Annotated in this window: 18 protein-coding genes; 14 read left to right on the plus strand and 4 right to left on the minus strand. The window is 45.0% G+C overall.

All coding sequences use genetic code 11. The features are described 5' to 3' along the window. Positions 1–77: 77 nt before the first annotated feature. The gene (locus tag BLU57_RS11685) at positions 78–449 is read right to left on the minus strand and encodes a KfrB domain-containing protein (RefSeq protein WP_090321011.1); all 372 of its coding nucleotides are present in this window, start codon (positions 447–449) and stop codon (positions 78–80) included. 39 nt (positions 450–488) lie between these two features. Continuing rightward, complete coding sequence (locus BLU57_RS11690; RefSeq protein WP_256206267.1) at positions 489–1,652, minus strand: ParB/RepB/Spo0J family partition protein; 1,164 nt, start codon at positions 1,650–1,652, stop codon at positions 489–491. Positions 1,653–2,073: 421 nt separating this feature from the next. On the opposite strand from BLU57_RS11690, the gene BLU57_RS11695 reads away from it, so the two are divergent. The 13 genes from BLU57_RS11695 (at position 2,074) to BLU57_RS11755 (ending at position 13,023) form a co-directional block, all read left to right on the plus strand. After that, positions 2,074–2,445 carry a helix-turn-helix domain-containing protein gene (locus BLU57_RS11695; protein WP_090321015.1) on the plus strand — a complete coding sequence of 124 codons (372 nt, stop codon included), beginning with the start codon at positions 2,074–2,076 and terminating at the stop codon, positions 2,443–2,445. A 90-nt stretch (positions 2,446–2,535) separates the two neighbouring features. Continuing rightward, on the plus strand, positions 2,536–3,501 hold the full coding sequence (gene trbB, locus BLU57_RS11700) for a P-type conjugative transfer ATPase TrbB (protein WP_090321019.1): 966 nt from the start codon (positions 2,536–2,538) through the stop codon (positions 3,499–3,501). 21 nt (positions 3,502–3,522) lie between these two features. Beyond that, the gene (locus BLU57_RS11705; RefSeq protein WP_090321021.1) at positions 3,523–3,918 is read left to right on the plus strand and encodes a TrbC/VirB2 family protein; all 396 of its coding nucleotides are present in this window, start codon (positions 3,523–3,525) and stop codon (positions 3,916–3,918) included. A gap of 19 nt (positions 3,919–3,937) precedes the next feature. Next, on the plus strand, positions 3,938–4,249 hold the full coding sequence (locus BLU57_RS11710) for a conjugal transfer protein TrbD (RefSeq protein ID WP_090321023.1): 312 nt from the start codon (positions 3,938–3,940) through the stop codon (positions 4,247–4,249). Then, positions 4,246–6,783, plus strand: a complete 2,538-nt coding sequence (locus tag BLU57_RS11715) for a VirB4 family type IV secretion/conjugal transfer ATPase (protein WP_090321026.1) — start codon at positions 4,246–4,248, stop codon at positions 6,781–6,783. The genes BLU57_RS11710 and BLU57_RS11715 overlap by 4 nt, the downstream gene beginning before the upstream one ends. Continuing rightward, complete coding sequence (locus tag BLU57_RS11720) at positions 6,780–7,544, plus strand: VirB8/TrbF family protein (RefSeq protein WP_090321029.1); 765 nt, start codon at positions 6,780–6,782, stop codon at positions 7,542–7,544. The genes BLU57_RS11715 and BLU57_RS11720 overlap by 4 nt, the downstream gene beginning before the upstream one ends. 14 nt (positions 7,545–7,558) lie before the next feature. After that, positions 7,559–8,467 carry a P-type conjugative transfer protein TrbG gene (gene trbG, locus BLU57_RS11725; protein WP_090321032.1) on the plus strand — a complete coding sequence of 303 codons (909 nt, stop codon included), beginning with the start codon at positions 7,559–7,561 and terminating at the stop codon, positions 8,465–8,467. Then, complete coding sequence (locus tag BLU57_RS11730; RefSeq protein ID WP_256206270.1) at positions 8,467–8,952, plus strand: conjugal transfer protein TrbH; 486 nt, start codon at positions 8,467–8,469, stop codon at positions 8,950–8,952. Before trbG ends, BLU57_RS11730 begins: the two co-directional genes overlap by 1 nt. A gap of 13 nt (positions 8,953–8,965) precedes the next feature. Next, the gene (locus BLU57_RS11735; RefSeq protein WP_090321035.1) at positions 8,966–10,375 is read left to right on the plus strand and encodes a TrbI/VirB10 family protein; all 1,410 of its coding nucleotides are present in this window, start codon (positions 8,966–8,968) and stop codon (positions 10,373–10,375) included. A gap of 18 nt (positions 10,376–10,393) precedes the next feature. After that, positions 10,394–11,194, plus strand: a complete 801-nt coding sequence (gene trbJ, locus BLU57_RS11740; RefSeq protein ID WP_090321037.1) for a P-type conjugative transfer protein TrbJ — start codon at positions 10,394–10,396, stop codon at positions 11,192–11,194. Positions 11,195–11,217: 23 nt separating this feature from the next. Continuing rightward, a complete protein-coding gene (locus BLU57_RS11745) occupies positions 11,218–11,421 on the plus strand; it encodes a hypothetical protein (protein ID WP_090321040.1) in 204 nt (67 codons plus the stop codon). A 41-nt stretch (positions 11,422–11,462) separates the two neighbouring features. Next, positions 11,463–12,551, plus strand: a complete 1,089-nt coding sequence (gene trbL, locus BLU57_RS11750; protein WP_090321042.1) for a P-type conjugative transfer protein TrbL — start codon at positions 11,463–11,465, stop codon at positions 12,549–12,551. Positions 12,552–12,579: 28 nt separating this feature from the next. Beyond that, positions 12,580–13,023, plus strand: a complete 444-nt coding sequence (locus tag BLU57_RS11755) for a lysozyme family protein (RefSeq protein ID WP_090321045.1) — start codon at positions 12,580–12,582, stop codon at positions 13,021–13,023. Between the two features lie 553 nt (positions 13,024–13,576). Here BLU57_RS11755 and BLU57_RS11760 read toward each other — a convergent pair. After that, complete coding sequence (locus BLU57_RS11760) at positions 13,577–13,936, minus strand: hypothetical protein (protein ID WP_090321048.1); 360 nt, start codon at positions 13,934–13,936, stop codon at positions 13,577–13,579. A 96-nt stretch (positions 13,937–14,032) separates the two neighbouring features. After that, on the minus strand, positions 14,033–14,452 hold the full coding sequence (locus tag BLU57_RS11765; protein ID WP_256206272.1) for a Crp/Fnr family transcriptional regulator: 420 nt from the start codon (positions 14,450–14,452) through the stop codon (positions 14,033–14,035). Positions 14,453–14,590: 138 nt separating this feature from the next. On the opposite strand from BLU57_RS11765, the gene BLU57_RS11770 reads away from it, so the two are divergent. Next, positions 14,591–14,943 (plus strand): helix-turn-helix domain-containing protein (locus BLU57_RS11770; RefSeq protein WP_176776438.1); only part of this gene is annotated, 353 nt, incomplete at its 3' end.

A 14,943-nucleotide genomic window follows, 5' to 3' on the forward strand; every position in this document is an offset into this window, starting at 1 on the left:
TCAAACTCACTATTGAACGCAACAATTGTTAATCAACACCCAAAATCTACTACTTGTCAACATCGACTCCATACCAGTCAAATTTTCAGCGTTCTTTTATTCTTAAGTGCATCTATTAGGGTTAATGTAGCTTTTTCCCCATCATATGTAATGGCTACATCTTTGCCAGCAATAGGTTTGCCATCAACAGCCTTTAATTGATGCACAATAAAATCCTTTTTGATCTGTTGATAGAACACAGCATTGTCTTTATCAACATGAATAATTTGCCCTTCATACCGATTCTTTTCAACAGGTATTTTAGCTAAATAAATATTGTAGACACCCGGCTTGATACCTTCCTCAACCTTCTTGATGGTACCCATTGTTTCCCATTCATTATTATTCTGAGTTTGTAGAATCTTTTGTCCATTCATTACAATCATTCGTAGCTTTGCGGGTGTCGTCATTTCAAATTAGTTGTAAGTAGGATTACTAGCAAGACTAAATTATCCTGCTTCCTGTTGTCCGGCAATTTCTTCCAGTATTTTCATGAGATCGAAAGACTCCGATCTTTCCATACCATGCAAAAAAGCGATCAGTTGTAGTGCACCGCTTCCCTTGGCTGAGAAGCTGCCATCTTGCAGTGCTTTGATGGTGAATTGAACGATATTTGGACAATTTCTGCCTTGCTCAAAATAATCACTAATCTTGGTTTTTAGTAACTCTTTATTATCGCTAGACAGATCACGCATTAAATCCTGTGGCTTGCGCTTGTCTTTCTTAATCAGATTGTAAATAGAGTCTAACAATGAATTCGGGGTGGATTGTTTCTGATCGTTGTTGTTATCTGGGGCCGTATTCGATTTGCCTTCAGCATTGGATACTCGATCATCCGCAGAATTAGATTGGGGCGTTTTTTTCAGCCTTAAGAATTGACTGAATTGGTATACATCCAATCGAGATATTTCTTCTTGCGTACTGAGTGCCAGCCAAGTGATTACTTCCTCTTTATTGGCTTTATAGAGCCTTGTTAAATCATAGAGTGCTGTGACATCGGTGCAGCGGCCTGACCGGTACACTTCACCTAAAGGATCAGGCAAATCAAGAAGTGAGGCATGCATGGTGATATAAGGATTGGTTTTGCCAATCAGCCTGGCAATTTCAGACTTGGTTTTGCCGCCTGCAAGTTGTCGCCCAATAAAGTCAGCAATCTCTCTGGAGGTTAAATCATCTCTTTGCAGATTCTCGATTACCTGATCTGCTTCACTGTAATCGGTGTCAATGAATGCTGGAATCTTTGTTAATCCGGCATTAATGCTGGCACGATAACGTCTTGCGCCATGATTAATAATGTAGGTTCCCGGTTTATCCGGATTTGGGCGTACCGATATCGGTGATTTTACTCCACGTAATTTAATCGTCTCCGTTAATTCTCGTAACGTTTCCTGATTAAATTCCTTCCGGGGTTGATGGATATCTTCGCTGATCAGCGTGATGTCAATTTCTGTTGCACCGATAGGTGCAGCAAGCCCTTTTTTATTTTCCTTTTTTCTTTCTGTCATTTTATCTTGGCCTAACTTGCGCTCGTTATACCAGGCAGAAATATTTATTTGGATTAAATAATTCCACCAATCTATGATTAGAAAGCCAAGAACTATGGATGCAATCATTAAAAAATAAAACCGCGCAAAAAGTCGTCTTTGCACTTTCTGTGTTTTTGTTCTTCTTGTTCAGTTTATTATTGAATGCTTAATCTCTCGTATCAGAAAACCGCAGACGTTTTCAGATTCTCCAGATGTTCCATCAGTTACTCATCCATCCTCTATTCATATTATTCTAAGCTAGCTATTAAAATTAAGTATATTGATATAAAAATCAATAATTTGATAAATTTAAAGTTTAAATTTCTATTTTAAGCCTACTATTAATAATTATCTATAGAATATGTATATAACGAAACTATTATTTAGCCCTCCATTGAATTAATGAATTTATGTTTTTATTTTGAATTAAAATAGCAGCAATATTACTGCAAAACAATGGTGCTGATTAGTTAAGCTGCTTAAACCCTAAAAATGGCAGGGCTATTATATGTACAATTTAATCTTAATCACAAATATTTTGCGTATCCTTGATGAAAGGGATATGACCAAATCAGAATTGGCAGAGAGGGCGGGAGTTTCCATTTCTTTTTTTACTGATCTGACCAATGATAAAGCCAATCCATCACTCAGAATTATAGAGGCAATCGCAGAAGCACTTGAGACTCCACTACCAATGCTATTGGATAGTTCGGATATGAGCTCGGCTGATCTTGAAGCATTAACCAATCGAAAGCTAAAGCATTTGCCTAAAGGCTTCGTCTGGAAAGGGGGCGTTCTGAGTGAATTTGAGGCGTATCAGGTTGAGCAATGGGATAAAAAGAACAGGGCGTTTTTATTAAAAAATAAAAGTAAGAAATAAACAAAGTAATAAAAAGCAGTGAAAAAAGTATTGCGCAAAATATAATTACGTTATATTGTAATGTCATGTGTAAGTTGTTGGAGTATTCGCATGACGCTGCAAGATCAATTACCTCACATCACAACAGTTAAAGATCGCGCTAAGAGCAAGCTGGAGCGCGATGCAAGAGAAATACTGTCTGCATTGCAAGATCCTGAGACGCTTGAAATCATGGTCAATGCCGATGGTCGTATCTGGCAGGAGAAGCTGGGTCAAAAGATCCAATATATCGGAAATATCCAGTCTGCCCAGGTCGAAGCGGTCATCAAAACAGTTGCAGGCTTCCACGGCAAGGAAGTCAATCGATTCAACCCGATGATTGAAGGTGAGTTCCCGCTCGATAATTCGCGCTTTGCCGGTCAGCTACCCCCCATTGTTTCATCCCCCACATTTGCCATCCGTAAAAAAGCCATCAAGATTTTTACCCTTGAGCAGTATGTAGAAACTGGTGTGCTATCGTGCAGACACTCTGATGTCATAAAAGATGCCGTACTCCAGCACCGCAACATTTTGGTCATAGGTGGCACCGGATCAGGCAAGACCACTTTGATTAACGCTATCATCAATGAAATGGTTCGCAGTGACCCGGATGAGCGCATCTTTATATTAGAAGATACCGGCGAGATTCAATGCGCTGCGCAGAATTTTGTTCAGTATCACACCACACTCGATGTCGACATGACGCAATTGTTAAAAACAACCTTGCGTATGCGTCCGGATCGCATTCTGCTAGGGGAGGTCAGGGGCCCTGAAGCGTTAGACCTGCTAGATGCCTGGAACACCGGCCATGAGGGTGGGGCTGCAACTTTGCACGCCAATGATGCGCTATCAGGACTCACCCGTCTGGAATCCCTGATTTCACGCAATCCTTCAGCGCCGAAAGAAATTATGCCATTGATCGCGGAGGCGGTTGATATGGTCGTGCATATCACGCGCACACCCCACGGTAGGAAGATTCAGCAGATTATCGAAGTACAAGGTTTTAAAAGAGGAAGTTACCAAATCAAAAAGTTGTAAATCATCCATAGGAGCCAGTCTATGAAACTGATTCATATCAAGGATATCTCTCCATTCTTTTGTTTCTTCTCAATCGTTTTTTTGTTTGCGCTGTTGTTTTCAACCGATAACGCACAGGCCGCTGTTGGCGCAGGTGGTGCGCTTCCCTATGAAACCTGGCTGGTTAATCTCAGAAATTCCGTTACCGGCCCGGTTGCTTTTACCCTATCTATCGTCGGCATTGTGGTTGCAGGTGGTATTCTGATCTTTGGCGGTGAGCTCAATGCCTTTTTCCGTACCTTGATTTTTATCGTGCTGGTTATGGCATTACTCGTGGGGGCCAACAATATCATGACCAATTTGTTCCAGGGTGCGGTTATTCCGGCTGAAGCACTCCATACAATCTTTGAGTCAGAAGAAACTATCCCTCAAAGTTAGCCAAACAGGAGGCAAACTCATGGCGCTTCGAACCATACCTATCCGTCAATCGGGTAACCGTCCTAACCTGTTTATGGGTGGCGACCGGGAGCTGGTTATGTTTTCTATCCTGATTGCAGCCACTTCAATTTTTGTGGCTATGGAAATTAAGGCCACACTTTTCGGCATAGCACTGTGGATCTTTGCACTGTTTGCGTTACGACTGATGGCTAAAAATGATCCGCAACTGCGCCATGTGTACCTGCGCCAAACGCAATACAAAAAATACTATCCGGCGCGCAGCACTCCTTTTTATGACAATACCCGCCAGCAGGAGAAACAGCACTCATGATTTCCGCCATCGCAATTCTTATCGCAATGTGTGGTGCTGTGCTGCTTCTGATACTGTTTATCCGTATCCGTGATGCTGGCAAAGAACTAAGACTGGATCAACATCGATCCAAAGAAATGGGCTTTGCTGATCTGCTGGTGTATGCGGCGGTGGTTGAAGATGGTGTGATTGTGGGCAAGAACGGTTCATTGATGGCCGCCTGGATATTTTGCGGCGATGATACGGCGAGCAGTACCGAGATTGAGCGTGAGCGGGTGTCGTTTAGGATTAACCAGGCTTTATCCCGTCTGGGCAACGGCTGGATGATTCATGTCGATGCCATCAGAAAACCGGCACAAGGTTATTCAGAGAAAGCGTACTCCAATTATCCCGATCCTGTTACCGCTGCCATTGATCAGGAGCGGCGCAATCTGTTCGAGCGTATTGGCACCATGTATGAGAGTTGCTTTATCGTATCACTGACATACTTGCCACCGATGTTGGCACAGCGCAAATTCGTAGAACTCATGTTTGACGATGAAGCCCAAGCACCGGATCAAAAAGCCAGAACACAAGGATTGCTGGAATATTTCCAGCGCGAATGTGCCAACTTTGAATCCCGATTATCCGGCGTATTTCATCTGTCGCGTTTAAAAAGCCGCAAGCTGGTCAATGAAGACAGTACAACCATCACGCAGGATGATTTCTTACAGTGGTTGCAATTATGTGTGACCAGCCTGGATCATCCGATGGTGTTACCTGCCAATCCCATGTATCTGGATACCTTGCTCGGTGGTCAGGAAATGTGGGGCGGGGTTGTGCCCAAGATTGGCCGCAACTTTGTTCAAGTGGTATCGATTGAGGGTTTCCCGCTCGAATCCTCACCCGGCATGTTAAATCTATTGTCAGAGTTGCCAGGAGTATACCGCTGGTCATCACGATTTATCTTCATGGATACGCATGAAGCGGTGAATCATCTGGAAAAATTCCGCAGACGCTGGAAACAAAAGATCCGTGGATTCTTTGATCAAGTGTTTAATCTGCAAAGCAGTAATATCGATGAAGACGCACTGAATATGACGGAAGATGCGCAATCCGCGATTGCTGAGACCAATAGCGGCTTTGTCGGCCAAGGGTACTATACCAGCGTGGTGGTGCTGATGATGGAAGACCGCGCGGCGTTGGAAGAAGCCGGGCGCAGAGTTGAGAAAGCAATCAATCATTTAGGATTTGTTGCACGAGTTGAGACGATTAACACGATGGATGCCTATCTGGGTAGCCTGCCTGGTCATGGTGTTGAAAATGTGCGCAGACCCCTCATCAATACCATGAATCTGGCTGATCTGTTGCCGGTTAATACCATCTGGACAGGTAAACCCATAGCACCCTGTCCGATGTATCCACCCAATTCACCACCACTGATGCAATGTGTGACACAGGGTGCAACGCCATTCCGGCTGAATCTGCATGTGCGCGATTTAGGTCACACCTTCATGTTCGGCCCCACCGGAGCCGGTAAATCCACGCACCTGGCATTGATTGCCGCGCAATTGCGGCGTTATCCAGGTATGTCGATTTATTGCTTTGATAAGGGACTATCGATGTACCCGTTGACCAAAGCCGTGGGTGGACAGCATTTCACGGTAGCGGGCGATGATGAGTCGCTGTCTTTTTGTCCCTTGCAGTTCTTGCAGTCCAAGGGGGATCGTGCCTGGGCGCTGGAATGGATTTGTATGATGGTAGAACTTAACGGCATCACAGTCACGCCTTTACAGCGTAACGAAATCAGTCAGGCCATTACTAGCATGCATCAAAGCGGCTCAAAAACCTTATCGGATTTGTCAGTGACGATCCAGGATGAAACTATACGCGAGTGTCTTCGGCAATACACCATCGATGGCATGATGGGGCATTTACTCGATGCTGAAGCCGATGGATTGAATCTCTCGACCTTCACCACATTCGAGATCGAGGAATTGATGAATCTTGGTGATAAATATGCACTGCCCACATTGTTGTATCTGTTTCGGCGCATCGAGCGCAGCCTGCATGGGCAACCTTCCGCCATAATTCTGGACGAAGCCTGGCTGATGCTGGGTCATCCGGTATTTCGCGCCAAGATCCGCGAATGGCTCAAGGTTATGCGTAAAAACAATTGCTTGGTATTGATGGCAACCCAAAGCCTGTCGGATGCGGCCAGCAGCGGGATTCTCGATGTGATTGTCGAATCCACGGCCACCAAGATATTTCTACCCAACGTATTTGCGCGTGATGAAGAGGCATCAGCACTCTATCGGCGCATGGGCCTCAACACTCGTCAGATTGAGATCTTGGCTTCAGCTATTCCCAAACAGCAATATTACACCGTGTCCGAGAACGGCAGACGACTCTACGACCTGGCACTCGGGCCATTGGCGCTGGCTTTTGTGGGATCTACGGATAAGGAATCGATTGCAACCATCAAAAACCTGCATGAGAAGCATGGAGACAAATGGGTTCAAGAATGGCTGGCAATCAAGGGGTTAACGTTATCTGATTATGGAGTGGCCGCATGAATATGATCCACGAACTATTCAAGTTAAAGCCGGATGCGGATGAGACTATGCGCGCCAATGACGACAGGATGGAAGGCGGTCGCCGCTGCGGTGAAAATGAAAACCCCTATCTATCAGCACGGCGCACTTGGAATGATCATATGCGCGCAGTGCAAGCATCACGCAATATGTGGCAAATGTTGGCCATACTTTGCTTATTGATTGCGCTGGCAGGGGTGGGTGGTGTGATTGCTATCGGCAGCCAATCCAAATTCATCCCTTATGTCGTGCAAGTCAATAAACTGGGTGAAGCCATCGCAGTTTCCCGTGCGGATATTGCAGCTGTGGCCGATCAGCGCGTAGTGCATGCATCGGTGGCATCGTTTATTAATGATTTGCGCATGGTCACACCGGATGTCGCCTTGCAGCGGCGTGCTATCTTTCGTGCGTATGCCATGTTATCCAATAACGATCCCGCAACAGTAAAAGCGAACGAATGGTTCAATAGTAGTGAAACCAGCAGTCCTTTCAGACGCGCTGAAACACAAACGGTTAATGTTGAAATCATATCAGTGATTCCCCAATCGCCAGAGACCTGGCAGGTCGATTGGCTGGAGAAAGTCTATGACCGGCAAGGGCACTTAACCGAGCCGCCTTTCAAAATGCGTGCATTATTGAGAATCTATAACAAGCCGACCACACAAAGCACGACGGAAGAACAGATCAGAAATAACCCGCTGGGTATTTATATCCAGGATTTCTCCTGGTCGAAACAAACATAAAGGGGTCACTCATCATGAAACCGTTATTCGCTTTAAGTATCCTGAGCACATTTATTTTGTCCATCGGATTCGTTGCCCCAAGCTATGCTAACGGCTTGTCTGAAGCGTATTTCACCGATAAGAATCCTCAACTCACTCCACAGGAACGTGCCGCCATTGATCTGGCCAAGAAGTGGCAGGCAGTCAATCCTAGCGGTACAAAGCCGGTTGCAGGGCCGGATGGATCCATCCGCTTTCTGTTTGGCTCACAGCAACCCAGCATCGTCTGTGCGGTATTGCAGGTATGCGATATTGAATTACAGCCGGGTGAGCAGGTTAATTCCATCCACCTGGGCGATCAGGCTCGCTGGCTGATTGAACCGGCAGTAACCGGTCAGGGATCTGCTGAAGTGCAACATTTGATTGTAAAGCCACTGGATGTTGGTCTGGAAACATCACTAGTCGTTACGACCAACCGGCGCACGTATCACATGCGTCTGCGATCTCACCGGGGCGATTTTATGCCGAGAGTCAGTTTTACTTATCCGGAAGATGCGCTGATTAAATGGGATGCGATTAGAGATAAAGAAAGCCATGCAATGGGAATCAGGAAATCACGCACTCTTCCTGAAACCGGAGAATATCTGGGCAATCTGGATTTTGCGTATGCAGTGTCTGGCGATGCTGCCTGGAAGCCACTGCGGGTCTATAACGACGGTCAGAAAACCATCATACAAATGCCTGCCATCATGGCGCAGACAGAAGCACCGACTTTGTTACTGCTGAATAAGGAGGGCGGCATTTTTAGCGATGATGAAACGGTCATAGTGAATTACCGTTTGCAGGGCGATCGCTATATTGTGGATACCGTATTTGACAAGGCGATTCTGATTGCGGGAGTGGGTGGCAATCAAAGCCGGGTGACGATTACGCGGGGGAATTGATGATGAATAAAATGATCACCGCATCCAATGCTGTTTTTATTCTCATGCTGGTTTTATCGCTATTGAATGGCTGTGCTACGCAACCGTATGGCAATTTTATTCAAAATCCTTCAACTACATACAGCAAAGTCATGGCGGATGACGTGACAGCCCAAATAGTGCGGCTGTATCCGGCTGCCAATACGCAGTTTAATTTGCGCCATGAGGTTAATGATCCATTTGGTAAAGCTTTGATTGAAAACCTGCGTCTTGAAGGGTTTGCGGTTCAGGAAACGATTCAACAATCAATTCAGCAGCAAATCTTTGCTGCGCCGAATCAGCCTGATACTGAGTCGCAAAAAGGCCTGGCCTTGAGTTACATCATTGACCAATCGGGTGATTTGTATCATGTCAAACTCATGATTGACGATATGCGATTGTCGCGCGCATTCAGTGTGCAGGCCGACAGTATCCATCCTGCCGGTTTTTGGGTCAGAAAGGAATAAGGAGCTAAGGGTGATGTCAACCAATTCTAAACTCCTGTCGCCCGATTCATCCCCGGATGTAGTTACCACAAGTGTCGGGGTGCGGCGCGTCAATAACCTGCCAATTGTTATCTTTGGCGCGATCATGCTGATATTCATGTTGCTTATGATGATCGTCGCCATGAATCGTGCAGCTGAGCGCGGTCAATACGATTTTGATGGTAATCATGACACGCAGTCGAGCAATTCCTTTGCCTCACTGATTGCCAAAGACTATATCGGCGGCATTATCGAACCCAAAAATCAGACTAAAACTCCTGATTTAACCGAAAAAGCACCCCTACATGGAATCATCATTGAGCGACCATCAGATCTAGATCGGCCGCCTTTGCCGCCATCAGCTAATGCACCGGATCCATCGCTTCACGCTGATATTGCCCATATTCGGATGCTGAAACGTCAGCAACTGGAAGAAGCGATCAAGGCTAAAACCAATGTGAATGTCGTTGCACCCAGAAGTACCGGATCATCCCCGGATTTAGCCAACACCAGTGCACCTAAAACACGTGATGAAATGTTGGCTAAATTGGCATCGGTGCGTCAACAGATCGATGCAAACCTGCGTGAAGATCCAACGGCCGCCTATCATGCGCGTCTGGCGCAGTTGCGGCAGGATAGGGGAACGGGCGTGGCGGGAGGAATGGGAGCGCGTAGGGGTGATGAATTCATGGACGATGGCGCTCCTCGATTGCTCGATGATGATGTGAACAGACAGGCTCAAGATTATTCGCGCTTTGATTCAGCAGAAGGAGAAGCGCGCTGGAAATTGAATAACGAAATCCAAAAACCAGCATCGCCTTATGTCTTGCAAACCGGGTTTGTCATACCGGCAACTTTGATATCCGGAATTAATTCCAGCCTGCCTGGGCAGATCATGGCGCAGGTGAGCCAGCATATTTATGATTCACCCATCGGTAAATGGCGTTTGATTCCGCAAGGATCCAGGCTAGTGGGTACTTATTCCAGCGAAGTGGAATTCGGTCAGGCGCGTGTGCTGGTTGCTTGGCAGCGCATTATCTTTCCGGATGGTAAAACGATGGACATCGGTGCTATGCCGGGTGCTGATGGGGTGGGTTATGCCGGATTTAGCGATCTGGTGAATAACCATTACCTGCGCATCTTTGGTTCAGCCCTGATCATGTCGGCGATTGTTGCCGGTGCCACATACAGTCAACGTGATGCGGGTGGTGCGTTCGGGCGGCAAAATGCCGGTAGCATTATGAGTCAATCGCTCGGTCAGCAATTGGGGTTGGTAACCGCCAATCTCATTCGGAAAAACCTGAATATTTCCCCAACGCTTGAAATCAGACCGGGGTATCGCTTCAACATCATTGTGACCAAAGACATGAGATTTTCTAAGCCATATCAATCATTTGATTATTAATGTAAGGAGTGCTTGAACATGACAAACAGTAAAAATCGAGCCGCCCAGTTGATCATAATGCTGCTCGTACTCGGTAATGCCGGTTATTCATCGGTTATCAAAGCTGGCGGCCTTGCTGTCATTGATATAGCGAACATCAAACAAACCACAACGACTGCTATTGAGAATGTGGCGCAGACACTGAAGCAGATCGAGCAGTATCAGACGCAATTGCAGCAATATGAAAACATGATCCGCAACACGCTGGCTCCACCGGCCTATGTCTGGGCGCAAGCGCAATATACGATGAACCGGTTGCTCTATCTGACCAATACCATACGCTATTATGAGCAACAGTATGGCGGGCTGGATGGTTATATGCAGCGGTTTCGCAATGTTGAATATTATCGAGGCTCGCCTTGCTTTAATTTGCAGGAAAAATGCAACGACTCCGCCTGGAAACTGTTAAAAGACGGACAAAATACCAGTACCGATGCGCAAAAAAACGCTAATGATTCGCTCTTGCGTGGTTTGAATGAACATCAAAACCAGATTCCACTGGATGCCGCTCACTTGCAAGTCTTACAACAAAGAACCGAGTCTGCCCAAGGACAAATGGAAGCCCTGCAATATGCGAATCAATTGGCCGCGTACCAGGCAAATCAGCTGCTGCAAATGCGCCAGATGCTGATCGCGCAGCATAATGCCGCCAATACGCAAAGTCAGGTTGAGGTAGATCAAAAAGCCATGCAACAAGCCGCGCGTGAGGCAGCAACCAAGAGATTGAGTCCTGAAATACTGCCAGTTGGTAGAAACTGGTCTGTAAGAGATGCCTTTTGAAACACTTACTCTAGGAGATACCAATGAAAAAAAGTCATTTGTTTGTTGCAGTGATCTGTTCATTATCTTTGTTGCTGTTGTCAGGGTGTTATAAGGATGGCGATGGCAAGCTTGAATTGAAGGAGCCTAAGAAAGAATTAAGTGAAATGCCACCTGGAATTAGATGGACTATTAACGGGCCAGTAGATGAAACGGGTAATCCAATTGAATTAGAAAAACTAAAATAGTTGTCGCCTAGAATTGAGAGAAGAATCAGGAGATCAAACGTATGTATAAACTATTATGTGTCTTATTAAGTACCTTGCTTCTGATATTTCTTTCTACAAAGGCATCTGCTGAGTTGGCCTACATTGATCCAGCAACCAATCAGAGCGTGCTGGATCAAGTTGTCCAAAAGTTTTGGACAAAGGTTAAGAGCTGGCAAAATGTTGTTCAAGCCGCGGCCGAGCGATTGTTCTGGACGTTGGTGCTCATTTCGATGGTGTGGACATTTGGAATGATGCTGTTGCGCAAAGCCGATATCGCGGATTTCTTTGCCGAATTCACCCGTTTTATTATTTTTACGGGGTTTTACTTCTGGCTACTGACTAATGCCGTATCAGGACACAATATTGCAGGCACTATCATAGATTCGATGCAGCAATTAGGTGGAACTGCCGCCGGTTTGCCGAGTGGTGCCAGTCATGCAAGTATCATGCACACAGGTGTTTTAATCTGGAACCAGGCGACGAATAGCCTTACATTCATGCAGCCCATGGATAGTCTCATAGGTTTTGTCATTTCGTTAATTATTTTAATTATTCTGACAGTAATTGCGGTTAACATGCTGCTTTTGCTGATATCAGGATGGGTGCTCATGTATGCGGGTATCTTCTTTTTGGGATTTGGCGGCGCACGCTGGACATCCGATATTGCCATCAACTACTTTAAAACAGTTCTGGGTGTCGGTATTCAGCTATTTGTAATGCTTTTGATTGTTGGTATTGGCAGTGATCTGTTATCCAGTTTTTACGCCAAAATGGGTAAGAATGTTCTGAATTATGAAGAGCTAGCAGTCATGCTGATTTTTACGATTGCATTTTTTGTATTGATTTCCAGATTGCCGTTGTTGCTCGCTGGCATTGTAACAGGCAGTAGTATAGGTTCGGCTGTCGGAATTGGCAGTTATAGCGCCGGTGGTTTTATGGCAGCAGCCGGTACAGTGGCGGCTGTTGCATCTTATGGCGGAACACTGGCAGCCGGTCGGCTGACAGCGGCAAGAAGCGTGGGGACGGATGCTTTGCGTAGCGCTATTGAAAAAGGGCAAGCCCAGGAATCAGCGAGTATGAACAATATTTCGCAAGGAAGGGGTAAATAATGAATAAGGCATTTAAGCGATTCGCTCGATGATGGATTTGCCTCTGGATCTGCAAGAAAGAGTGGTGTGCTCAATTACAGCAGCCATCAAGTATGAAATACCAGCCAATATTTTGCTGGCGATAGCCGAAAAAGAGGGCGGTAAACCGGGTCAATGGGTGCGTAACAGTAACGGTACTCATGATGTCGGCTCAATGCAATTTAATACCGCATATCTTCAAGATTTATCCAAATATGGCATCACTCCTGATCATGTAGCAAATACGGGTTGTTATGCCTATGATCTGGCCGCATGGCGTGTGCGGTTACATATCAATAATGATAAAGGCGACATCTGGACAAAAGCAGCCAATTATCATTCGCGTACGCCAAAATATAATGCAAAGTATCGCGCTGATTTGATTGTCAGGGCGGTGAAGTGGGCGGACTGGTTGGAAGATCGATCCCTTTCGTCAAATACCCATAATCAGTAAGAATTCTTTTCCACAAAATCTTTGGATAAAGCTGTAGATGAATGCGCTAATGAGTCGGTCCTGCAAAACACTTGGAAACCGAATAAATGTTCGAATTCATGCGAATTAGCAAACGCCGAAATCCCTGAGAATTTATACTATTCTTATCAAAACCTGAGGGAATGAGGGGAAACTTAAATGTCGGCTGATGACTTTTTTCATGCTCGTCTAGACCAGATGATTGATCTGCACCACCCCTTGGTGGTATTGACAAATCGACTGCTGTAGCCTCAGATCAAAGAAGCGCTTGCACCAGCTTTTGAACGTAAGAACCGTCAATGCATGCATCAAAAGCTGAATACGTGAAGAATGAATTTCAATTCATTCGTCCCGATGCTTCAAAATAACTGTCCGCTGTCAATGTAAGATCGCGCGTTATGCACTGACTTATAAGTAAAAAAACAGGAGCGATAGCTCCTGATTATTCGGTTGTACAATAAGCCCCAAGCGATTATACGATTATATTTTTAATAATTAACATCTTATTACTACTTAAAATATTATTTTTTCTATTCTAGAATGAGCGGTTATCACCTTGATAATTAGTGAAAAATCCTACAGCAATAATAATAACTCCCATTGCAATAAAAAAGTTGCTAGCTAAAATCTCGTCGGAGAAACTAAGGGCAAAAGGTGCAATAATTAATGCTGGCCCAACAACGCGCTCAATCCAACCTTGTACAATAAATGGTATAAGCTTAAAAGCGGCAGTGGGAAACCCGGAAATTAGCGTCACAACAAGATGAGCTGCTGCTAATCCGTAAGACAATATAGCAGGCACCTTGCTCAAATCCAGTAATGTTGGAGCTAGCGCGAATATAACAACTGTAAGAAAATCTAAGTACCCATGACTACGAGGTGAAATTATCTTCATTAGAGCATTCCTTTTATTAAAGATGATGATATGTGGTACTTTAATAGAATGCTTCACTTAAGTCTGTTATTTAGAAAACACCTTCCATGAAAAAAGTCACGACTCAGATGAAAGCTCAATTGATATTAAAGCTGGATCATTAATACAAATTTGTTCTCTCGTATAATTCAATACCCCCTGATTTCTAAAATTATTCATAATAGTGCTTACAACAGAGCGACTTGCACCTACTAGATCTGCCAGCTCTTGTTGGGTAAGAAAAATTTCCAGCGCATATCCATGTAGACATCGTGTTCCAAATAATTGAGCAAGTTCAAAAAGCATTTTGATAACCCTTTGCTTGACTGGCTGAGTATGAGTAGCAATCAATTTGCGTTCGATCTGTTGCTTGCGAGCATAGATTGATGTTAAAACTGACCAGGATAAATCGCTTCGCAAAGTTATTAATTGCTTGAAGTCATTACATTCAATGCGATAAATATCAACCTTCCCGAGTGCCTGAGCGTTTTCTTCCATAACATGATCAGCATTCACTATATCCAGACATCCGACTATATCTCCTTTACTTAGGAGCGCAAAAGTAAGCTCATTTCCTTGTGCAGTTAGATGTAAGAATTCCTAGTGTTGTTTACAGTATTCAGGAGAATACTGTAGATGAACATACACAAACGCACTCGCTTAACATTATTGGATCGTCAGGAAATCTGGCGGCTATATCAAACCCGGTTGTGGAAGGTAGTTCAGCTGGCAGAACACTTCCACGTCAGCCGCCCAACGATTTATGACGTACTGAAACGAGCCAGGCTACAGGAATTTACTCCGCGTGACAGTACCAACCAACGGTTCAAGACGTTGCAGTATGGCCTTAAACGTCTGGCCAAGGTCGAGCAAGCCATCCAGGAACGTCTCAAGCGTGAAGCGAAACGCTATAACAAATCTTACCCGGGCGAGCTCGTTCATTTCGATACCAAGCGGCTTCCCTTCTTGAAAGGACAATCTGCCAATGA

This window comes from Nitrosomonas oligotropha, assembly GCF_900106555.1.
Lineage (GTDB): Bacteria > Pseudomonadota > Gammaproteobacteria > Burkholderiales > Nitrosomonadaceae > Nitrosomonas > Nitrosomonas oligotropha_A.